This is a genomic window from Nocardia huaxiensis (genome assembly GCF_013744875.1).
GTDB lineage: Bacteria > Actinomycetota > Actinomycetes > Mycobacteriales > Mycobacteriaceae > Nocardia > Nocardia huaxiensis.
Map to the genome: position 1 here is coordinate 5195875 of NZ_CP059399.1, position 20012 is coordinate 5215886.

General features: G+C 67.6%; 22 protein-coding genes. 11 read left to right on the top strand and 11 right to left on the bottom strand.

What is annotated here, in order from left to right; genetic code table 11:
- Positions 1 to 171 precede the first annotated feature (171 nt).
- From H0264_RS23355 to H0264_RS23365, 3 genes are all read right to left on the bottom strand, one after another.
- Complete coding sequence (locus tag H0264_RS23355; RefSeq protein WP_220139821.1) at positions 172 to 882, bottom strand: TetR/AcrR family transcriptional regulator; 711 nt, start codon at positions 880 to 882, stop codon at positions 172 to 174.
- A 104-nt stretch (positions 883 to 986) separates the two neighbouring features.
- Positions 987 to 1853, bottom strand: coding sequence for an MBL fold metallo-hydrolase (locus H0264_RS23360; protein WP_181579521.1), 867 nt, complete (start codon positions 1851 to 1853; stop codon positions 987 to 989).
- A 31-nt stretch (positions 1854 to 1884) separates the two neighbouring features.
- Positions 1885 to 2268, bottom strand: a complete 384-nt coding sequence (locus tag H0264_RS23365; protein ID WP_181579522.1) for a hypothetical protein — start codon at positions 2266 to 2268, stop codon at positions 1885 to 1887.
- A 193-nt stretch (positions 2269 to 2461) separates the two neighbouring features.
- Between H0264_RS23365 and H0264_RS23370 the strand changes: the two genes are divergently transcribed.
- On the top strand, positions 2462 to 2839 hold the full coding sequence (locus tag H0264_RS23370) for a winged helix-turn-helix transcriptional regulator (protein ID WP_181585771.1): 378 nt from the start codon (positions 2462 to 2464) through the stop codon (positions 2837 to 2839).
- A gap of 45 nt (positions 2840 to 2884) precedes the next feature.
- On the opposite strand, the gene H0264_RS23375 is transcribed toward H0264_RS23370, so the two are convergent.
- The 4 genes from H0264_RS23375 to H0264_RS23390 form a co-directional block, all read right to left on the bottom strand.
- Positions 2885 to 3886 (bottom strand): YdcF family protein, encoded by a 1002-nt coding sequence (locus H0264_RS23375; RefSeq protein WP_181579523.1) that lies wholly within the window; start codon positions 3884 to 3886, stop codon positions 2885 to 2887.
- Positions 3887 to 4030: 144 nt separating this feature from the next.
- Entirely contained in the window at positions 4031 to 4534 is a 504-nt protein-coding gene (locus H0264_RS23380) for a hypothetical protein (RefSeq protein ID WP_181579524.1), read from the bottom strand.
- A 175-nt stretch (positions 4535 to 4709) separates the two neighbouring features.
- Positions 4710 to 5924: a serine hydrolase domain-containing protein gene (locus H0264_RS23385; RefSeq protein WP_181579525.1), complete on the bottom strand. Its 1215-nt coding sequence runs from the start codon at positions 5922 to 5924 to the stop codon at positions 4710 to 4712.
- A gap of 104 nt (positions 5925 to 6028) precedes the next feature.
- Positions 6029 to 6382, bottom strand: coding sequence for a hypothetical protein (locus H0264_RS23390; RefSeq protein WP_181579526.1), 354 nt, complete (start codon positions 6380 to 6382; stop codon positions 6029 to 6031).
- 217 nt (positions 6383 to 6599) lie between these two features.
- Between H0264_RS23390 and trpM the strand changes: the two genes are divergently transcribed.
- The 5 genes from trpM to H0264_RS23410 all read left to right on the top strand — a co-directional run bounded on the left by trpM (position 6600) and on the right by H0264_RS23410 (position 10526).
- Positions 6600 to 6764 carry a tryptophan biosynthesis modulator TrpM gene (gene trpM / locus H0264_RS39355; protein ID WP_369125101.1) on the top strand — a complete coding sequence of 55 codons (165 nt, stop codon included), beginning with the start codon at positions 6600 to 6602 and terminating at the stop codon, positions 6762 to 6764.
- A 115-nt stretch (positions 6765 to 6879) separates the two neighbouring features.
- The gene (gene trpB, locus H0264_RS23395; RefSeq protein WP_181579527.1) at positions 6880 to 8130 is read left to right on the top strand and encodes a tryptophan synthase subunit beta; all 1251 of its coding nucleotides are present in this window, start codon (positions 6880 to 6882) and stop codon (positions 8128 to 8130) included.
- A complete protein-coding gene (gene trpA, locus H0264_RS23400) occupies positions 8127 to 8936 on the top strand; it encodes a tryptophan synthase subunit alpha (RefSeq protein WP_181579528.1) in 810 nt (269 codons plus the stop codon). Before trpB ends, trpA begins: the two co-directional genes overlap by 4 nt.
- A gap of 505 nt (positions 8937 to 9441) precedes the next feature.
- Positions 9442 to 10317, top strand: a complete 876-nt coding sequence (locus H0264_RS23405; protein WP_181579529.1) for a helix-turn-helix domain-containing protein — start codon at positions 9442 to 9444, stop codon at positions 10315 to 10317.
- On the top strand, positions 10314 to 10526 hold the full coding sequence (locus tag H0264_RS23410) for a DUF397 domain-containing protein (protein ID WP_181579530.1): 213 nt from the start codon (positions 10314 to 10316) through the stop codon (positions 10524 to 10526). Before H0264_RS23405 ends, H0264_RS23410 begins: the two co-directional genes overlap by 4 nt.
- Position 10527: 1 nt before the next feature.
- Here H0264_RS23410 and H0264_RS23415 read toward each other — a convergent pair whose 3' ends face one another.
- Positions 10528 to 11022, bottom strand: a complete 495-nt coding sequence (locus tag H0264_RS23415; protein WP_181579531.1) for a DUF6326 family protein — start codon at positions 11020 to 11022, stop codon at positions 10528 to 10530.
- Positions 11023 to 11181: 159 nt separating this feature from the next.
- Between H0264_RS23415 and H0264_RS23420 the strand changes: the two genes are divergently transcribed.
- The 5 genes from H0264_RS23420 (at position 11182) to H0264_RS23440 (ending at position 17058) form a co-directional block, all read left to right on the top strand.
- The gene (locus H0264_RS23420) at positions 11182 to 12321 is read left to right on the top strand and encodes a sensor histidine kinase (protein ID WP_181579532.1); all 1140 of its coding nucleotides are present in this window, start codon (positions 11182 to 11184) and stop codon (positions 12319 to 12321) included.
- Complete coding sequence (locus H0264_RS23425) at positions 12318 to 12974, top strand: response regulator (RefSeq protein ID WP_181579533.1); 657 nt, start codon at positions 12318 to 12320, stop codon at positions 12972 to 12974. Before H0264_RS23420 ends, H0264_RS23425 begins: the two co-directional genes overlap by 4 nt.
- Positions 12975 to 13116: 142 nt before the next feature.
- Entirely contained in the window at positions 13117 to 13773 is a 657-nt protein-coding gene (locus H0264_RS23430; protein ID WP_231085531.1) for a response regulator, read from the top strand.
- Positions 13770 to 14864, top strand: coding sequence for a sensor histidine kinase (locus H0264_RS23435; protein WP_244975922.1), 1095 nt, complete (start codon positions 13770 to 13772; stop codon positions 14862 to 14864). The genes H0264_RS23430 and H0264_RS23435 overlap by 4 nt, the downstream gene beginning before the upstream one ends.
- Before the next feature lie 433 nt (positions 14865 to 15297).
- A complete protein-coding gene (locus tag H0264_RS23440; RefSeq protein ID WP_181579536.1) occupies positions 15298 to 17058 on the top strand; it encodes an ABC transporter ATP-binding protein in 1761 nt (586 codons plus the stop codon).
- A gap of 100 nt (positions 17059 to 17158) precedes the next feature.
- On the opposite strand, the gene H0264_RS23445 is transcribed toward H0264_RS23440, so the two are convergent.
- The 3 genes from H0264_RS23445 to H0264_RS23455 form a co-directional block, all read right to left on the bottom strand.
- Complete coding sequence (locus tag H0264_RS23445; protein ID WP_181579537.1) at positions 17159 to 17827, bottom strand: MspA family porin; 669 nt, start codon at positions 17825 to 17827, stop codon at positions 17159 to 17161.
- A 61-nt stretch (positions 17828 to 17888) separates the two neighbouring features.
- Positions 17889 to 18557 carry an MspA family porin gene (locus H0264_RS23450; protein ID WP_181579538.1) on the bottom strand — a complete coding sequence of 223 codons (669 nt, stop codon included), beginning with the start codon at positions 18555 to 18557 and terminating at the stop codon, positions 17889 to 17891.
- A gap of 192 nt (positions 18558 to 18749) precedes the next feature.
- Positions 18750 to 19970: a DUF418 domain-containing protein gene (locus tag H0264_RS23455; RefSeq protein WP_181579539.1), complete on the bottom strand. Its 1221-nt coding sequence runs from the start codon at positions 19968 to 19970 to the stop codon at positions 18750 to 18752.
- Between the last annotated feature and the right edge of the window lie 42 nt (positions 19971 to 20012).

Here is a 20012-nt window from a genome sequence, read left to right on the forward strand (position 1 = left end):
TTATGCGGTACGTCACTATAGCGAGGATCTCTCGACTTGGATAGATGTAACTTCCAGACACACTTTGAGGGTCGGGTATAGCCTGGCGAATTTTCGGCGATCGGGCATCCGGCCGGGCCGGAACCCGGACCGTCGTCGGTCAGCGCCCACCTGCCGGCGGGCGTCCGCCTGTCATTGGGAGATGCCCAGCCCCGCGGCGATCCAGGCGCGCAGTCGCGGCACCAATCCGACGAGATCGGGCGTGCGCTCGGTGTCGAGGGCGTCGGAGGCCAGCTGCCGCACGGCATAGACCAGCCCCAGGTACACCTCCAGCGGGTGCTCGGCAACGTGCGCCGGGTCGCGCTGGACCAGCGCCAGGTGCTCGGACCGGATCAACTCGGCGAAGCGGCGCAACGCGATCCGGCGCTGTTCCCGCCCGAAGCGGCCCTCGTTGTACAGCTCCAGCTGGAACGCGCGAGCGACCACCGGATCCTGCTGCAACGTCTGCAGATAGGCGAGCAGCGGCGCCGTGACGTCGCGAGGCTCGTGAGCACCGGCCAGGTATTCGGTCATACGCTGCAGGAGAACCTCGACGAACCGGGCGTAGGCGGTCTTCGCGCACTGGTCGAGGGAGTCGAAGCAATCGTAGAACGCGGTCTTGGAGGTGCCGGATCGAGCGGTGACGTCGCTGACCCGCAGCTTGGCGAAGCCATGGGCCGCGACCAGCTCGGTGAACGCGATGAGGAACCGCTCGCGCTGCGCGGCCAGCACGGTATCGCGGTCGAGCCGGTGCGGTCCTCGCGGCAAACGCCCGGGCTGAGTGAAGAACACGCCGTCGACGATGGTGTCGATCGGTTCGGAAGCCTTGTCCGCGGCACTCACCCGAATCGCTCTCTCGCCCACGCTGCCCTCTCTCTGGAGAACACATCGTAAGCGACGCGACGGCATCACCGAGCGCAGGCAACTCGCTCGAGTCATCGAGGCCGTCCAGCCGGGGACTTCGACTGTCAGCCCGCCGCTCTGGCGCCGATGAGCTGATGGGCCGTCAACCATACGGTCGCCGGGTTGAGGTGATCGGGATAGCGGGCGAGCATGGTTTCGTAGAACTCGATGGGGCTGGGCTCGCCGGTCAGCAGGCGTTGGGCATCGAGCAGGTATCGACGTGTGTGATCGAGGATTGCCGGGGTGTCGGGGAGTTCTCTGTTCTTGTGGCCGACCACTACGGCGCGCGGCTGCAGGGCCGCCACGATATCGATTGCGCGCAGCCAGGATTCGAGACCGCCGTCCGCGGCTTCGGCGAGCATTTGGTGGACTCCGTTATAGGCCACGTCGCCCGCGACGACCAGGCCGATGGAGGGCACGTGCAGCACTGTCGACTCGTCTCCGTCGCTGTGTCCCACCTCGATGGCGTGCAGCCGCTGCCCTTCCAGTTCGATGCCGTCGGTGGGCACCGGTTGGGCGATCACGGGAGTGTCGGGTAGCTGGCCCGGAAATCTCTTGTCCCAGAACTGTTCACGCGTCGCACCCGTCTGTTCGTGCATGACCCCGATGGTGCCTTCGGTCGCGTACACCGCTGTCCCTGGGAATCGGTCCGCCAGTGTGGGTGCGCCGAACCAGTGGTCGCCGTGCCCGTGGGTGATGTAGATGGCGGTCAATCGTTTTCCGGACTTTTCGATCCAATCGCCGATGCGCTGGATCTGGTCGAGGGTGAAGGGTGGATCGACCAGCACGGCGTCTCGTGTGCCGCTGATGAGTGTGGTCGCCAGTGGCGACCAGACTCTGGGGGAGCCGTCCGGTAGTGGACCACCGGCGACCGTGGTGAAGTCGGAGATGTAGGTGTCGTAGCTGAGCTGGGTGGTGACGGGGGCATTCATTGGGATCTCCTTGCTCGGAGGACCTGCATGATTACTGGTCGGCGGCCAGCGCGCCGACTCCTGCCAGTACCGCCGATACCGCGACGGTGGTCGTCAAGACGGTGGTGCGCGGCCCGAATTCGCCGCGGCGCCCCGCCGCCAGGAACGCGGCGGCGTCGACGGCGTCCATCAGGATGTTCACGCCGAGGAAGGCTTTCGGGGCGGTGAACCATCGGGGATTGGCCAATCCGGCGGCCAGCGCGGCATTGCGGATGGCGAACATCCGTCCCATCGCAATCGCCGGCGTCCCTTCGGATTTCATTCCGAAGGCCCGTGCGACCACGCGGGGCGTGAACAAGAAGCTGGTGGCGACCAGGATCCGGCCGGCGATGAGCGCTTTCAAAGGCAGCGTGTGCGGAGCGAGCGATGTCGGCATTTCGGCCTCCTCGAGGGGTGGCGAGCGATGACTTTCTCGTATTGCTATACGTTCAGAAGTGGCTATTCATTTACTAGTGAAGATTGTGTGATCTGAATCTTTGGCCGCTGGTCCGTCGGGCGCGCGGCCGCCGGTTCCCGACCACGGCAACTACCCTCACCTCGAACAGGCGGGAAGGACGCTCGGCGTGAATATGACCGATACCGGCGGTGAACCCGCAGTGCCGGGGATCGATGCCTACTGTCCGTACTACGCGGCGGCCATGGAACTGCTGAGCCGCCGCTGGGCCGGCTCGGTACTGCGCGCGCTGATCACCGGCAGTATGCGGTTCCGTGATCTGGCCACCGCCATCCCCGGCATCACCGACCGGATGCTCTCGCAACGGCTCAAGGACCTGGAAGCCGCCGGACTCGTCGACCGCATCGTCCATCCCCGCACGCCGGTGCAGATCGAATACCGGCTCACCGACAAGGGGCTCGCACTCGGCGGTGTGCTGCTACACCTCAACCAGTGGGCTCTGGACTGGATCACGCTGCCGGACAAGCCATCCCGCGACCCTGATCGGTCCTGACCTCGGCTCGCCGCGGTGCCGCCCCGGCTGGATACCGATGCCTCGTCATGATCGGTGGGCAGCGAGTGCCGCGAGGGGTGGTAGGGCCGCGAGTGTCAGGCATATCAGGGTGTTGGTCCATTTGTGTTCGACCAGGACGGCGGCGTACTCGCGCAGGATGGCGCTGGGCATGTAGTAGAAGGCGGTGGGGGAGCCGACGACGGTGGCGTTCAGGCCCAGCCGGCGGGCCAGCATGCCGGTGCGCAGGGTGTGGAAGTTGCTGGTGACCAAGACGATCGGGCCCTCTTCCCGATGCTGGGCCAGCAGTTCGCGGGTGTAGAGCAGGTTTTCGCGGGTGCTGCGGGAGCGGTCCTCACGCAGAATTGCCGCGGGTGGGATCCCCTTGGCGATGAGGTAGTCGGCCATGGCGTCGGCCTCCGACAGCGCCTCGTCGGACCCTTTGCCGCCACTGGTGACCAGCATCGGAGTGCGGCCCCCGGCTGTCTCGGCGGTGTACACCTGCAGCGCGCGGTCCAGCCGAGCCGCCAGCAGCGGTGGCACCCGGGTGCCGACCAACCCGGAACCGTGCACCACGATGGCAGCCATTCCGATGCGGTACGGCCAGTGCAGGTAGACATAGGCGTAGAGCAGAAACGCCACCAGCACGAAACCCAGGTAGCACTCGACCAGTATGATCGACCCGAAAAGGGCTGTGACCCAGGCATTTTCGAGTGCGAAAGCCGCGATGAACAGTGCATAGGGTGACAGCAGTGCCAGGCCGAGCCCGAAGGACAGCAGGTTGGCCGGCCGCCGGCCCTCGCGCCGCCACATCTGCACCCCGTTGACCATCAGCAATCCGGCCAGCGCCAGCAGCAACAACGGTGACGTGACGATCAGCAGATACACGACCAACGACAGCGGACTCTCGCGGTCGATGTCCAGCACACCGAGCGTCAGGAAGATCAAGGCGATCAGCAGCACGACCCCGTTGCCGAATCGCCTGGGCTCGCGGTACATCCGCAGCGTGAACCAGCCCAGCAGTACACCACCCACCACGATGGCAAACATTTGACCATCCTTTGTCGTCGGGCCGTCGGCGCCGCCTCAGCCGAGTGGCTGATTCGTCGACGGGAGGTTCGGCCGAGATGCTGCCGCCGGCGGGCGGCGTTCTCATCGCCTGCCGACGGCAGCTGTCGTTGTCACCGTTGCCGGTCAGTGGATCACATCCGGAACGGCATTCGGGTTGACCGCGCCGACCGCCGCGCCCACGCCCGCGCCGACTCCCGCGCCGAGACCGGCTCCGATCACCACGGGAACAGCCTCACCGGCGACGAAGCCGAGCCCCGCGCCGGTCAGGCCGCCCAGGACGGCACCGGCGGGCAGTGTGACCGGTGCGGCGACCCCGCCGGTCGCCAAGCCCAGACCGCCACCCGCGGCGGTGCCCAGTCCCGTGCCGATCGCGCCGCCGCCGATGCCGCCCGCGATGCCTGCGGGCAGGCCGACCACTCCACCGGCGACAGCGCCGATGCCCGCGCCGATGCCGGCGCCCACGACCGCGCCGCTGGCGACCGGGTTGGCGGGAGGGGTGGGGCCATCGATGGACTGGATAGAGGTGTCACCAACGGGCGCCTCGGCATTCGCTGTTCCCGCGCCCGCCAGAGCGAGGGCGGCAGGGATTGCCGCGGCAACGGCTCCGGCACAAACCTTTGCAATCATCTTGTTCATCATCGAAGGGCTCCATTCCGTAATGACGTTGTCGTCGTGGTGAATTCGGTATCCATTGGCCTCGCGGCCGACATGCGGTCCATGTGCGTCCGCGTCCGCGTCCGTCTTTCCGGACCGGGAGGGGACCTCGAAAGGTGTTGCGCCGGTGCAGTTGTGCGTACGGGCATCAGAGCCACACCGGCGTGCACAGGGCGCGGAAGGCGTCGACGGTTTCCTCTTCGTGCTGCGCCAGGCCGTGGTCGCTGAGCTTGACGATGACGGTCCGGGTGGGCGGGTGAATGTAGAGGTATTGGCCGTGCACGCCGACCGCGGAGAAGTCCTCGCCGGTGCCGCCCTCGGGATGCCACCACTGTGCGGAATAGGGCGCCGAGATGCCGGGGGAGAACTCCACCGGTCGCGGTGCCGGGGTGCGGATGCGTTTGATCCACGCCTCGGGCAGCACCCGGGTGTCGCCGGCCATGCCGTCGTCGAGGACGCATTGGCCGATCTTGGCCAGGTCGCGGGCGGTGGCGTTGACGCCGATGAACGCCTTTTCCCGGCCGCCGTCGCGATCGAGGCTCCAACTAGCGGGATCCTGGGCCCCGACCGGTTCCCAGATCTGTGCGCCCAGCAGTTCCGAGAGCGAGGCGCCTTCGGCGGTGGCGACGGCGGTCGCGAGCAACTGGGTGTCGATGCTGCGGTATTCGCCGGTGCTGCCGGGCGGATGCGCCAGTTGGCGGTGCTCACGCAGGAATCGGTCCAGGTCGGTGGTGATGGTCATGTGGGCGGTGCCGGTCAAGGGTTTGAGCGGGCTGTCGTTCTCGGGCACGTCGATGCCGGAGACCATGTCGAGCAGGTCGGCGATGGTGACCGTGTCATAGTCGGTGTCCGAACGCAGCTGGGGCAGCACGTCCACCAGCAGATCGCTCTCGTGCAGCGTGCCGTGCTCGATGGCGAGCCCGGCCAGCAGCGACACCAGCGACTTCGACACCGAATACGCCCAATGCGGTGTGGCGGGCCCGAAACCGTCGCGGTACCACTCGCGCACCATGTTTCCGTCGCGGATGATCACGAAACAGTTGGTGTGCGTGCGGCGCAGGAAGTCCTCGACCGGTATGTCGGTCCCCTTCCACGGCACTGTTTCGGGCAGCGCCGCATCGGCGACCGGGAACGGCCGCGGGTGCGAGGAGGCGGCGATGTCTCTGCGGGGGAACACTTTTGCCCGTCGTGAGGGCGGGGTGAGCAGCCATCGGGCCATCACGTGCGGGGCTGCCACGCCCAGGGCGGACGCGGCGGCGTAGGCCCCGCCCACGAACACCGGAACCCCCACCGCCGCCGTGGCCAGGACGGCGGAAACCGCACTCCGCCTGTGTGATTCGATCCTGGAACGCTGGGAAACCATCACTACTCCTCGGGGTCGACTCGATCCCAGGCATGCCGGGCACGCCTGGCCTGGGGAACACTGCGATCAGACAAGGGAAGTGGCCGAACGTGAATTCGGTTGTGCTACAGCGAGATAATGAGCAGCACCAGACCGACGGCGACAGCGGCGATCCCGGCGAGGATGAGCCAGCGCAGCCAGCGCGGCTTGCCGGCCAGCCACGCCATCGCTGTGTCGAACCACGCGCTCACCGCGGCGTGCGCGCGAGCTGCCCAGGCGAACTGCATTGCCAGCAGCCGCAGTCCGATCAACAGCAGCGGCACACCGAGTTCGGGCGCCACCGCCAGCAACACGAGCCCCGCCAGCGCGGCGACGCTGCCACCGGCCGCCGCCGCCACCCGTATCCACAGTGGACGCCGCTGCTGCGCTACCACCTCGTGCGGGACGCTCTGGACGAGTGATTGCCGAACCGTAGCCATCACGACCTCCGGAAGAAGGGGAAGTGGATCTCGCTTGCCGGTGGAACGTCCGGCGCTCTGAAGGCGACCGCGCCTGGCATGCCGTTGAAGCGGCTGGCCTGCGCTGACATGATCATCCTAACCGCAAACCGTCCAGACGGTACAGTGACGTGGGGCACAGCCGACCCCGGCTAGCGCCCCGAGATCACGGGCGCTGGTGACTGGTAGCGTTGGCGGCGTGTCCATCGCTGTCCGTCTTGCTCCTGGTTGCCGCCCACGCGGCTGCCGCGCGCCTGCACGGCGGGTACACGGACGGCGGGTGCGATGGGTGATCGGCTCCGAGCCCGGTCAGGTCAATGGGATGCGATGGCTTTGCGCGCCGCGCATCGTGCGGGGTAACTGAAGGGGTGTTCCCGGGCCGATAGGGGCCGGGTTCCTCGCTGCGCGGGTACGCGTTCTCGTGACCTTTACCAGCCATCGCACCGGAACGGAGGTTCCGGCTCAGGAGCATGTCGACAATGACCAGCAAGTACTTCATCCCTGCCGTGGACAGGCAGAACCCAAGCGCCGAAGGGTATTTCGGCGACTTCGGCGGGAAATTCATTCCCGAGGCGCTCGTGTCCGCCGTGGAGGATGTCGCCGAGGAATACCGCAAGGCCATCCGCGATCCGGAATTCGAGGCCGAGCTCGGGCGGCTGCTCGAGCATTACGCGGGGCGGCCCACGGCATTGACCGAGGCGTCCAGGTTCGCCGAAAAGGCAGGTGGTGCAAGGATTTTCCTCAAGCGGGAGGATCTGAACCACACCGGCTCGCACAAGATCAACAATGTGCTCGGTCAAGCGTTGCTGACCAAGCGGATGGGCAAGCCGCGGGTCATCGCGGAGACCGGAGCGGGCTCACACGGGGTGGCCACCGCCACGGCGTGCGCCCTGTTCGGGCTCGAATGTGTCGTCTACATGGGTGAAGTCGACATGGAGCGGCAAGCGCTCAATGTGGCCCGCATGAAAATGCTGGGGGCGCAGGTTGTTCCGGTCACCTCCGGGTCGCGCACCCTCAAGGACGCCATCAACGAGACGTTCCGCGACTGGGTGGCGAATGTGGACAACACGCACTACATCTTCGGGACGGTCGCGGGACCGCATCCGTTTCCCGCCATGATCCGTGATTTTCAGCGTGTTATCGGTGTCGAGGCCCGCCGGCAGTTCCTCGAGCGCACGGGGCGGCTGCCGGACGCGGCTGTCGCGTGTGTCGGCGGCGGATCGAATGCGATCGGGCTGTTCCACGCCTTCCTCGACGATGCGCAGGTGCGGCTCATCGGGTGCGAAGCCGCGGGACACGGGATCGAGACCGGACAGCACGCAGCGTCGCTGTCGGCCGGTGAGCCCGGCATTCTGCACGGCTCCCGGTCCTATGTTCTGCAGAACGAGGAGGGGCAGATCGCCGAGGCGTGCTCGATCTCGGCAGGACTGGACTATCCGGGGATCGGGCCCGAACACGCGTTCTTGCACGACAGCGGCCGGGCTGAGTACCGCCCGGTCACCGATGACGCTGCGATGCAGGCGTTTCGGCTGCTGTCGATGACCGAGGGCATCATTCCCGCGATCGAGAGCGCGCATGCCTTGGCCGGAGCGCTCGACCTCGGCCGGGAGCTCGGACCGGACGCCCTGATCCTGGTGAATCTGTCCGGCCGCGGCGACAAGGACATGGACACCGCGATCAGCTATTTCGGTACGGACCGGGAGACGAGCGTTTCGGAGGCACACCGGTGAGCGGAAACATCCAGTTGCTGAACGAGACCCTGGCGGCGTCCAAGCGAGACGGCCGCCCGGCGCTCATCGCCTATCTGCCTGCCGGATTCCCCACCGTCGACGCGGGCATCGCCACCATGAAAGCGGTCCTCGACGCCGGCGCCGATATCCTCGAAGTGGGCCTGCCGCACAGCGATCCGGTCCTGGACGGCCCCGTTGTTCAGACCGCCGCCGACATCGCACTCCGCGGCGGTACCCGGATCGCGGAGGTGCTGCGCACGGTCGCCGAGGCGCACCGGGCCACCGGCAAACCCGTGCTGGTGATGACGTACTGGAACCCGGTCTCGCGCTACGGGATCGAACGATTCGCCTCCGAGCTCGCCGAGGCCGGCGCCGCCGGCTGCATCCTGCCCGATCTGCCCGTCCAGGAATCCGCCCGGTGGCGCGAACAAGCCGCCCTCCACGATCTGGCCACCGTGTTCGTGGTCGCACCGAGCACCGGCAACGAGCGACTCCACGAAATCGCCGCAGCCAGTACAGGATTCGTCTATGCCTCGGCCCTGATGGGCGTCACCGGCACCGGCGGATCGATCGGCGACGCCGCCCGGTCCCTGGTCGAACGCACCCGGGCGGCAACCGATCTACCGGTCTGCGTGGGCATCGGGATCACGACCGCGGCGCGGGCGGCGGCGGTCGCAGGTTTCGCCGACGGTGTCATCGTGGGCTCGGCTCTCGTGAAGGCCGTGCTCGATGCCCCCGATGTGCCGACTGCCCTCAGCGCCATCCGCACCCTGACGAGCTCGCTCGCAACCGCGATCCGGAACTGAGCACCGAGCGGCAGGCGGATTGGTCGTATCTCCCCTCCGGAGACTGCGCAAGAGCCTCCCTTGCTGTCAAGGGAGGCTCTTGTCATCGCTCTTCTGGTCGCCCCGCGAGATTCTCGGCGCTCATCTGCTCGAGATGCTCGACGGCCGCGAGTATGCGCGGGCACGGGGGAGTGCAAGACGCGTGAAGTTTGAGGATGCCCTCGGCTCGGCGCACTCCCTCGACACACGAATCTTCGCAATAGTCATTGATCCAGCTCATGAAGTCCCTCGAATCGTCTCGCGGGCCACGCCGCCCGATACCGGTAAGAGCAATCAATGCCCATGTCGCCCAACGTATTGCGCATCCTGTTGCGCTTGCCGGTGGTGCTGGGTGATGGGCTACCTCTGGTCTACTCCCGTTCGATAACGGTTGGAAGTTTCAAGCTGACGAAATCAGGGCGAAAGTGCCAGACTTTCAAGACGGGTACTTCCAGAATTCGGTCTCTCTGTAAGTGAGGCAAAGCAATTGGCTGGATCGACTCTTTCGAGCAGGGCTCTCGGGCGACTGCTGGCTCAGTACCGCAAGCGCGCAGGACTGACGGTGTATGCCGCCGCTCAGATCGTGGAGACCTCGATACAGACAATGGGCCGGGTGGAGGATGGGGTGAAATCCAAAGTGCCCCAACTGTGGATCAACGCCCTCTCGGACGCCTATCGGGTGACCAGCGACGAGCGGCGCGTCATGATCGGTCTCGCGCAGGAGCTTGCGTCGGCCCAGAAGAATTGGTGGCGTCCGTATTCCGATGGGTTGAAGTTGGGGTTCGACTACTACATCGGGTTGGAGGAAGCCGCGCGCAAACTTCTCGTGTGGAAGGTGGCAGTCGTGCCGGGGCTGCTCCAAACTCCCGAGTATCGCCGCGCAGTCGAATGGATCGAGACGCCAGCCTTGCCTGCCGAACAGGTCGAGCGGCGCGTGGAGGTCGCCCTGCTTCGGCAGGAACGGCTGAAGGACAGCAACTTCGAAGTCGACGTGGTGCTGTCGGAGATGGTTCTCCGAGACCAGCTCGGCGGCCGCGGCGTGATGGCCAGTCAGCTCCGCAAACTCGCCGATCTCGCTGAGCAGCCCAACGTTTCGATTCGAGTCGTGCCTTTCGACGCACCGGCGCATCTCGGCAGCCTGGTCGGATCCTTTGTCCTGCTGGAGTTTCCCCGGCTTCCGGCGACCGGATTGCAGGAGCCGCCGGTGGTGTACGTGGAGGAGTACGCGGGTGATCTCTACATGGAGCGCGAACACGAAGTGGTGCGCTATCGAGATGCGTTCTGCGAGATCAGCCGGGTAGCGTTGCATCCCGAACCGAGCAGGCAACTCCTGCTGTCGGCAGCCGAGGAGTATGACCAGTGAACATCGACCTGACCGGAGCCCGGTGGTTCAAGAGCAGCCGTAGCCACGGCGGGGGTGAGTGCGTGGAAGCGGCGCATCTGAGTGGGGGACATGTCGGCGTGCGCGACTCGAAGCTCGGAAGCTCCGGTCCTGTATTGGTTTTCGATGGCGAGGTGTGGGATCACTTCACCGAGGCGTTGAGGCTTGGGAAGTTCGACCGGAAGGGCTAGGTCAGAACCGTGGGGGCCGTTGCGCGCGAACGGTTTCACGGTCCGGGCCGGTCGCCACGGTCGCCGAAGGTGCGGTGCGGGGCCAGGTCCAGGCGCACCGCAGGATGAGGGCGAGCAGGACCAATTCCAGCACGATGCCGAGGCCGTAGAAGAACAGCCAGGACGCACCCGCGATATTGAATACCGTGACGGGGACGTAGAGCGAAGCCGCGATCAGGTTCGCGATGCGGTTCACCCTGGCGGGCAGCGTCATCGACAGCACGATCATGAAGACCGGGACGGCCATGAGGGTCAGTGCCGTGGTCGAAAAGGTCTGGGAGAGAGCGAATTCGAAGACCTTGCCGGCGAGGATGTCTTCGACGACGCCGGGGGTGAAGAAGTTGAGAATGTCGACATAGGCATACAGGAACATGAAGCTCGTCCATGCCGCGGCGAGCTTGGCTCGCACGGGGATCGGCTGGTCTTCCAGTGTGGTGGCGGGTTGAGATGTTCTCATCATGGGCTCCGTTGGGGTGTGGATCGGCAGGTCAACGATCGCTGAGCCCGGCGGCGGGCACACCGGCCCGGAGGCCGGAGTTCGCCTGGCCGATGGCATGATCCCGCTCTCGTACTTTCGGCTGGTACGCCGAGACGCGCCGATCCCTAGGATGAAGCCGTGGTCACTGTCCGGCGCTCCCTCTGGCATGAGCCGCGGCCTGCTGACGCCCCACCCATCGGTCGTCTCGATTGGCTGCTGGCAGGTGTGTTCGCGGTCGCCGTTTCGGTCGAGGGCATTGTTCGGCCGGGCCTGGGCTGGCGGCCCCTGGTGGTGGTGCTGGCCCTGGCGGTGGTGCCCGCCCTACTCTGGCGGCGGGGCCGGCCGCTGCCGGCCGTCCTGGTCGGGTGGGGCGTCGCCGGGTTGCTCTCGGTCCTCCAGTTGGCCACGCACGCCGGGGATCTCGGCCTCCACTCCATGTTGGCCGTCCTGATCCTGCTCTACTCGCTGGTGCGGTGGGGTTCGGGACAGGAGATCGTCGTGGGTACGGCGTTCGTGACAGTCGTTGTGGCACTGGGGATGTACGCCGCCTCCGCGGGCTGGGGCGACGTGTTCGGCGGCAGCGTCCTGCTGCTGTTGCTCGTCGCACTCGCGGCGGTGTTCCGCTACCGCGCGGATCTCTGGCATCGCCAACAGCGCGAGATCCGCAATCAGGAGCGGGTGGCGCTGGCGCGCGAGCTGCATGACATTGTGGCCCACCATGTTTCGGCCATCGCGGTGCAGGCGCAGGCCGGTCGCGTGGTCGCCGGCCTGCAGCCCGAGAAGGCCGCCGAGGTCCTGGCCGCGATCGAGTCCGAAGCGTCGCGCACCCTGGCCGAGATGAGATCGATGGTGCGGGTGCTGCGTGCGGAGGAAGCCGTCGCCTATGCACCGCCGCCGGGGGTCGCGGACCTGCCTGCGCTGGCGTGCGCCGATGCGAGGCCCACCGTCGAGGTTTCGCTGAACGGTTCGCTGACCCGGCTGGCAGGACCCGTGGACGCCGCGCTCTACCGGCTCACCCAGGAGTCGCTGACCAACGCCGTCCGGCACGCCCGGAGCGCAACCCGCGTCCGGATCGAGGTGCGCCGGGAGGGCGACGCCGTCAGGCTGCGTGTCAGCGACGACGGGCAGATCGAGCCGGGGCCGGTCCCGGAGCCCGGGTTCGGTCTGCTGGGCATGGCCGAACGCGCCCAGCTCCTGGGCGGATCGCTCGCCGCGGGGCCGGGGCCCGAGGGCGGGTGGGTGGTCGAGGCAGTGTTGCCGGTGGAGGTGCCGGCATGAGCATCCGTGTCGTCGTGGCCGACGATCAGGACCTGGTCCGGACCGGGCTGGTGATGATCCTCGGCGCGCAACCCGGCCTCGAGGTCGTAGGGGAGGCGGCCGACGGGCTCACGGCGCTCGAGCTGGCGACCCGGCTGCGTCCCGATGTCCTCCTGGCCGACATCCGGATGCCCGGACTCGACGGCGTCGAGCTGACGCGACGCCTGGCCGGGCCGGGCGTAACGGACCCGATGGCGGTCGTCGTCATCACCACCTTCGACCTCGACGAATACATCCTCGGCGCACTGCGCGCCGGCGCCCGCGGCTTCCTGCTCAAAGACGCCGGGCCGGAGCTGCTCGTGCAGGCCATCCACGCGGCGGCCAACGGAGACGCGCTGATCGCCCCCAACATCACCCGCCGGCTGCTGGCGACCTTCGCCAACCAGACACCGGAGGTGCCGGTCCAGCCCATAGACCCGCTCACCGAGCGCGAGGAGCAGGTGCTCACCCTGGTGGCCCGGGGCCGCACCAACACCGAGATCGCCGCCGAGCTCTTCATCGGCCTGAGCACGGTCAAGACCCACGTCGCAGCACTGATGACCAAGCTCGGCGCACGCAACCGCGTCGAGATCGCGATGTGGGCATACGACACCAGACGCGTGAAAGCCCTTTAGGTGTAATGACTTTGCGATCGCGCGGCTCGGCGCGGAGTGGTGGCCGAGGGGATTGGTGTTCGCGCGGTACCGTCGTGCGTGGTTCAGCGTGTGACAGGTAGATCAGGGCGACAGTGAAGCGGGTCATTGCATGATTCGAGTGGTGATCGTCGATGACGAAGCATTGGTGCGTTCCGGGTTCGAGCTCATCCTCGGGGCGGCACCCGATATCGAGGTGGTCGCGACGAGTTCGGGTGGCGCGGCGGTCGAGGTGATCGGTGAACAGCGTCCGGATGTGGTGCTGCTGGATATCCGGATGCCCGATGTCGACGGGCTGACGGTGCTGCGCGAAGTCCGCGCGATGGCCGAGCCGCCGGCGGTGGCGATGCTGACCACCTTCGACACCGATGAGTACATCGTCACGGCGCTGCGGTCGGGTGCCGCCGGATTTCTGCTGAAGGACACCGAACCAGACCAGCTGGCCCAGTTGGTTCGCACGCTGGCCGCCGGGGGAGTAGTTATGTCGCCCAAGGCGGCGGCGACCCTGCTGCACGGTGATTCCGCCCTGAGCCGGATGGCGGCCACCGACGCGGAGGTCGCGCGCGTGCACACTCTGACGCCGCGGGAACGCGATGTGCTGGTGCTGCTCGCCGAGGGACTGTCGAATGTCGAGATCGGGCAGCGCCTGTTCTTGAGTGTCGGGACGGTCAAGGACCATGTCAGCGCGATCCTGACCAAGTTGCGGGTGGGCAGCCGGGTGCAGGCGGCGCTGGTGGCGCAGCGCGCCGGGCTGCTGACCGGCCGCCGCGAGGATCGATGATGCCTCGGACCCGTCCGCCGACGTGGGTCGTCGATGTCGCACTGATGGCGCTCGCGGCGCTGGACGCCGGCTGGGCGACCGCGGAGTTGGGGCACCAGGAGCGAACCGCGGCCGTGATCGCCTGTGCCGCATTGCTTTTCCGGCGACGATGGCCATTGGCGGCGTTCGCGCTGACCCTGCCCGCGATCGCGCTGACCGAGCTGCTGGTGGCTCCGGCCGTCGCCCTGTACACGCTGGGCAGGCGGACGCGGAATCGTTGGCTGCTGGCCGGTTGCGCGATCGTCGCGGCAGTCGTCGTCATGGCCTCGGGGCCCTTCGACAGCGACATCCCGCGCACCCACCTGGTGGTCCAGGGCGTGTACGCGGCCGCGTGGGCGGCCGCGCCGATTCTGTTCGGCCAATTGGTCCGTGCGCGTGACGAACTCGCCCAGCGATTGGTGGAGATCGAGGAGGTGCGCGACCACGAACGCCGGCTGCACGCGCAAGCGGTGCTGGCGCGAGAGCGAGCCCAGATCGGGCGGGAAATGCACGATGTGGTCTCCCATCAGGTCAGCCTCATCGCGGTCCGCGCGGGTGCGCTGATGGTCGCGGCGCCCGATTCCGATACCCGGGACGCGGCCCGGATGATCCGGGAACTGAGCGTCACCACGCTCGACGAACTGCGTCACATGGTGACGTTGTTACGGGCCTCCGGAAGCCGGACCACGGAACTGACTCCGCAGCCGACCCTGGCGGATCTGCAGGCACTGATCGAATCCAGCGGCATCCCGGTCGAATTCGATGGCGCCCTGCCCGCCGATGTCACCGGCGCCGCGCAGCGCACGATCTACCGCACAGTCCAAGAATCGCTGACCAATGTGCGCAAACACGCGCCGGGCGCCACCGCTGCGGTCCGGCTGTGGTCGGACCCGGATCGGTTCGGCGTGGTCGTCACGAATTCGCCGCCCACTCGCACCGCGCTGGCACTGCCCGGATCGGGACACGGGCTCATCGGGCTGGCCGAGCGCGCGGAGCTGCTGAACGGCCAATTGCTCAGCGGCAGCACCGGCGAGGGCGGGTTCCGCGTCGAATTGCGGTTGCCCCGGTCCTGAGTGTTCGCCCGCCTTTCCCGCCACCGGGCGGGGTGGCGACCGCCGATCGGCGGATTGGCCCAGGCCGCCTGGCTCCGCAGAATGGAAGTCGCCGGGCAGATCCGGAAGATCGCGAAAACCGTTTCAGGTAGCGGTATTTCATCGATCGACGGGTGCAGCGCACCGTGCCGCCGCAGATGTGCGCACCCGGCGCCACCGACATGGTGGTGAGCGCGTCCGACCACCGGACGCCGGAGACGGCGGGCACCCGCGGGGGACCCCTCACTCGCGGGTGCCCGTCCCGGCCCGCACCGGGCGTTATCGTTCCCGGTGCGCGGTGCGTCCGCCGACCGGGCGGGCGCTCCCCGCCGACCGGCTGAATCGTGCCCGCCGCATGGCTGGGTGTTTGCTGCGGGGGCGGGAATTCGATGATCCGGTATCTACCGTCGAAGCCATGAAGAAATCGCCGCCGCGTTTCGCGCGGCTTCGCCTGCTGTGGTCGTTCGTCGTGCCGCACCGTCGCGCGCTCGCGATCGGGCTGGTGCTCGGCGTGCTGAGTGCCGCCGCGGGCCTGGCCACGCCCATGATCACCAAGTGGGTGCTGGACTCGGGGGGGTCCGGCGCCTCGCTGGTGACGCCGGTGGGAACGCTGCTGGCGTTGTCGGTTTTCAGCGCGATGGTGCTGTGCCTGGAGTGGATTCTGCTGGGCACGGTCGGGGAGCGGGTGGTGCTCACCGCCCGGAAGTCGATGGTGCGCCGATACTTTCACGCGACGATCGGTGCGCTGAACCGCCGGCCGGTGGGTGAGCTGGTCACCCGGGTCACCTCGGACACGGTGCTGCTGCACGAGGCCGCGTCCACCAGCCTGATCGGCTTGGTCAACGGCGTGATCATGCTGGTCGGCACGCTGGTGCTGATGGCCGTGCTGGACGTGGCCCTGTTCGGCGCGACGGTCGCGGCGGTGACGGTGGTGGGTGCGCTGTTCCTGCTGTTGATGCCGGGTGTGGCCGCCGAACGCCAACTGGCGCAACAGCGTTTGGGTCTGGTCGGCGGCGCGCTGGAAGGGGCGCTGCACGCGATCCGCACGGTGAAGGCCGCACGCGCCGAGCAACGCCAGTCCGAGCGCATCATCGCCGATGCCGAGGCGTCGACCGAGCACGCGCTGCGGGCGGTGCGTCGTGAGGCGATAGCCTCGGGAATCACCTGGGCGGGTGTGGAAGTGGCGATCGTGGTGATCCTCGCCTTCGGCGCCTGGCGGGTGGGACAGGGCACGCTGGCCCTGTCCAGCCTGATCGCCTTCCTGCTCTACGCCTTCGCGCTGATCGAGCCGGTCACCGGGCTGGGGCAGCACGTGCTGACGCTGCAGCGCGGGGTCGCGGCGGCGGGCCGCATCCGCGAGGTCGAACAGCTCGAACTCGAAACCGACAGCGCCACAACGCCAGACGCGAACGCAACCGGGTCCACCCTGGGACCGGTGCTCGAATTGCGCGGTGTCACAGCGGGTTACGGAGACCGGGAGGAATCCGCCGTGCGCGACATCGATCTGGTCATCCCACGTCAGGGGCACACGGCGATCGTGGGCCCGTCGGGTTCGGGCAAGTCGACGCTGTTGTCGCTGATCATGCGTTTCCTCGAACCCCGCCACGGCACACTGCTGCTCGACGGGCGGCCGTACGCCGAGCACGGTCATGCGGGGGTGCGGGCGCGGCTGGCCTACGTGGAACAGGACACGCCGGTGGTGCCGGGAACCATCCGGGACAATCTGGTCTACTCCTGTCCCGACGCGTCGGATGACGAACTGATCCAGGCGATTTGGGAGACCCGGCTGGAGGAGGTGATCGCCGCGCAGGAGCACGGCCTGGATACGCCGCTGAGTTCGTCGTCGATCTCCAGCGGGCAGCGTCAGCGCATCGCCGTCGCGCGGGCGCTGCTGGGCTCGCCCGACGTGCTGCTGCTGGATGAGGCCACCGCGCACGCCGATGGCATCACCGAGGCGGCCATCCACGAGTGCATCCGCAAGCGGGCCCGGGTGAGTGCGGTGATCACTGTCGCGCACCGGCTTTCGACGGTTGTGGACGCCGACCACATCGTGGTCCTCGAGGACGGTCGTATCCGCGCCCAGGGTTCGCACGCCGAACTGGTGGAATCCGATGAGCTGTACCGCGAACTCGTGAGCGCGCTGCGCATCGACGAACGGGCCGGAGCGCGGAATTGAAGTAGCGGTGGGCACCCGTGCGGGAATGGGGGATGTACACGGGTGCCCACCGCATCCGGCGGCGGCGCGGCCGCCGGGGTCCATGGCCGTCGTGGTGGTGTCAGCCCAGGCTGAACGGTTGACCCCACAGGGTCACAACGGAATTGACGGTCGCGGTCGAAACCTTCACGCGGACGAAAGCGCGCGCCTGGGCGTAGCCGGCGCAGCCGTTGACGCCGATCGTGGAGTCGGCCCAGGTGACGCTGCCGCTGGTGCCCTTGAACTTATTGCGGACCTGGTGTGATTCCTTGCCGTAGTCGTCGGCTTCTTCCAGGTCGAGCAGATACATGGCGCCGGCCTGCCCCGGGCCGAGGGAGAGGTTGCCGCCGGCGGTGCCGCCGATCTCCGGCTTCTTGCCCTCCCAGTCGGTCTTGCCGCTGACGCCGCCGGACACGCCGCCGCCATTGATGGCGACCTGGCAGCCCACGACGTAACCGGGATAGATCTTGCCGCCCTCGGCATTCGGGCCGGACAGCGTGACCTGCGCGGAAGCCGATACCCAGGCATTGCGGTGCAGCGGGGTCGCGCCCATGGAGCCGCTGAGGGTGGCGGATTCGCCGACCAGGCGGACGGTGACCACGGTCCCGTCGGACAACGTCTGGGTGAGCTCTCCGCCGGGCAGCGGGATGAAGGTGTCGGCATTGGCGGCGCCGGTGGAGAGCAGGCCGAGGGCGGCGGTGGTGGCGAGGCCGGCGCCGGCGATCCGGGCCGCGATATCGCGAATACTCATGAGAAAGTCCTCTATGGGTTGAATACGCTTGTGCGAGAGAAGAATCGGTCCCGACAGAACGTCAGCCGATGCTGAACGGCTGCCCGTAGAGGGAGGTCTTGGAGTAGTTGTCGCCGATGATCTCGACCACGGCGTACGAGCGCGCCTGCGCGTATCCCGCGCAGCCCTGAACCTGGAGTTCGGCGTCGCGGTACTCGACGGAGTACACGCCGGCCTTCAGGATGTCCTTGCCCTCGACTCCCACGAAGGCGACCTGGCCCGGGCCGAGCTTGAGGCCGATCGATCCGCCGGCGCTCACCCCGGAGGTATTGATGCCACCCGACACACCGGCGGAAATCGCGTCCTCGCCGATGCTGACCTGGCAACCGACGATATAGCCGACGGTGAGACGCGATGCGCCGTGCGTCGAGGAATTGTTGCTACCCGGTCGGTTCGCGGGACCATTGTTGGGTCCGGTGGTGCCCGCCGGCGTCACAGCGACATCCGCGGTCACCACGCCCGACAGCCAGGCCACCCGGCCGGCGCCGTTGGCCGCCAGCGATGGTGAGATCGTCGCGCTCTCCTGGGTGCGGGTGATCTTCACGCCGGGGCCGAGCCGCTCGCCGTCCGGCAGCGGCACGAAGGTATCGGCCTGTGCCGCACCGGTGGCGGACAAACCCAGTGCCACCGTGACCGCGGCACCGAGCCCGGCAGCTCGCACCCCGCGGTGGCCTACGCGAAAGTTGTTCATTTCTACCCTCATCAGATGCTGAAGCGGTGCGAGCGACCCGCACCGCTGGGACGGATCACCACCCCGCCCGGAGGAGCTGGGGTGGTGATCGCAGCGAGCGTAGGCAGGGGCCATTCGCACCGGACATCCCCTGACTGGCTGGAACAACCCGTCTTCCGGCGGGTTCGCCCCGCTACCCGGATCGGCGCGACCTCATCGGATGTACTTCGCGGGCTTGGTGGCCGCGTTGAGCAGATACTCCAGCGGTCCACGCCGGAAGAAGCGGGACCAGATCGTGGCGAAAACCATTGCGCCCAGGACGAATACGAGCAGCGGCAGCCAGGATCGCTGCGGTTCGCCCAGGCCGGGCACGGGCATCGGCACGAACGACTGTGCGACGAAGTGACCGACGTAGGCGGTCAGGGACATGCTGCCCACGGCGATGAGCGGCGTCGCCAGGCGGCGCAGCCGCGGCAGGTACTGCATCGCCGCCGTCGCGCCGACGATCACGAGGATCGCGACTCCGAGGCTGCCGATGATGTCGAAGGTGGTGCCGCTGTGCGGCCCGGCGACCAAGAGCGAGGAGGCCGACCCGCCGGGACCGAACGATCCGCTGCCCGAGGCCGGCGGCTCGGCTTCCGCCATGCTCGCCAGCGCGCCCGGACCGGCAAGCAGCCGGGACAGCCCGTATCCGAGCACGGTGAGGCCGGCGCCGAGCGCGGCCACCCGCGCCTGCACCGCACCTGCGGCCAGATCCAGGCGGGCCAGCGCCATACCGGCGATCACGAACGGCATCCACGTGAGCGTCGGGTACATGCCGGTGAGCAGCAGATCGAGAATGCCCACGCCACTGAGCTTTTCGAGTGGGTCGTAAGCGTCGACGGCCCGCTGCACCGGCTCGGTCAGCAGTGGGCGCAGGACGAATGCCAGCTGCGGCGTGATCAACACGAGCGTGGCCGCGATGAGCGCGAGCGCCTTGGCGCTCAGCCGGACCAGCGGGATCGCCAGCAGGAAGTAGACGCCGTAGAAGGCGAGGATCACCACATCCCCGTAGGCCATTGCCATTCCGGTGCCGAGTGCGATGAGGATCAGGGCGCGGATGGCGATGCGGGCCTTGGCTTGTCGGCCTGCTCGCCCGGTCTTCGGCTGTCGGCGGCCCGCGATCAGCATCAGCGAGAACCCGGCGAGGGTGGCGAACAGGATCGAGGAGCGGCCGTCGGTCAGATACCGAACCCAGCTGCCGACACCGCTGGTGGCGGATAGCGGAGGGCCGATGTGCACGGTGTACATCCCGAACACGGCGAGCGCCCGGGCCAGATCGATCCCGACCAGTCGTCCTGTCGATGGACTGGGCACGGCAGGTGCGGCATGCTTGGGCCCGGTTCCGGGTTTGGGAGGTGAGGTCTCCTGCGGCGGCGGCTGTATCGCGGTCATACCGCCAATCTCGCTGTTTCAGCAGGTGGCAGACCATCCGGC

Excerpts from the sequence above, each read along its gene's own strand:
- H0264_RS23360 (WP_181579521.1), bottom strand. The coding sequence starts at position 1,853 with ATGAATGCCCCCGTCACCACCCAGCTCAGCTACGACACCTACATCTCC.
- H0264_RS23365 (WP_181579522.1), bottom strand. The coding sequence starts at position 2,268 with ATGCCGACATCGCTCGCTCCGCACACGCTGCCTTTGAAAGCGCTCATC.
- H0264_RS23370 (WP_181585771.1), top strand. The coding sequence starts at position 2,462 with ATGACCGATACCGGCGGTGAACCCGCAGTGCCGGGGATCGATGCCTAC.
- H0264_RS23375 (WP_181579523.1), bottom strand. The coding sequence starts at position 3,886 with ATGTTTGCCATCGTGGTGGGTGGTGTACTGCTGGGCTGGTTCACGCTG.
- H0264_RS23380 (WP_181579524.1), bottom strand. The coding sequence starts at position 4,534 with ATGATTGCAAAGGTTTGTGCCGGAGCCGTTGCCGCGGCAATCCCTGCC.
- H0264_RS23385 (WP_181579525.1), bottom strand. The coding sequence starts at position 5,924 with ATGGTTTCCCAGCGTTCCAGGATCGAATCACACAGGCGGAGTGCGGTT.
- H0264_RS23390 (WP_181579526.1), bottom strand. The coding sequence starts at position 6,382 with ATGGCTACGGTTCGGCAATCACTCGTCCAGAGCGTCCCGCACGAGGTG.
- trpB (WP_181579527.1), top strand. The coding sequence starts at position 6,880 with ATGACCAGCAAGTACTTCATCCCTGCCGTGGACAGGCAGAACCCAAGC.
- H0264_RS23415 (WP_181579531.1), bottom strand. The coding sequence starts at position 11,022 with ATGAGAACATCTCAACCCGCCACCACACTGGAAGACCAGCCGATCCCC.
- H0264_RS23425 (WP_181579533.1), top strand. The coding sequence starts at position 12,318 with ATGAGCATCCGTGTCGTCGTGGCCGACGATCAGGACCTGGTCCGGACC.
- H0264_RS23435 (WP_244975922.1), top strand. The coding sequence starts at position 13,770 with ATGATGCCTCGGACCCGTCCGCCGACGTGGGTCGTCGATGTCGCACTG.
- H0264_RS23440 (WP_181579536.1), top strand. The coding sequence starts at position 15,298 with ATGAAGAAATCGCCGCCGCGTTTCGCGCGGCTTCGCCTGCTGTGGTCG.
- H0264_RS23445 (WP_181579537.1), bottom strand. The coding sequence starts at position 17,827 with ATGAGTATTCGCGATATCGCGGCCCGGATCGCCGGCGCCGGCCTCGCC.
- H0264_RS23450 (WP_181579538.1), bottom strand. The coding sequence starts at position 18,557 with ATGAACAACTTTCGCGTAGGCCACCGCGGGGTGCGAGCTGCCGGGCTC.
- H0264_RS23455 (WP_181579539.1), bottom strand. The coding sequence starts at position 19,970 with ATGACCGCGATACAGCCGCCGCCGCAGGAGACCTCACCTCCCAAACCC.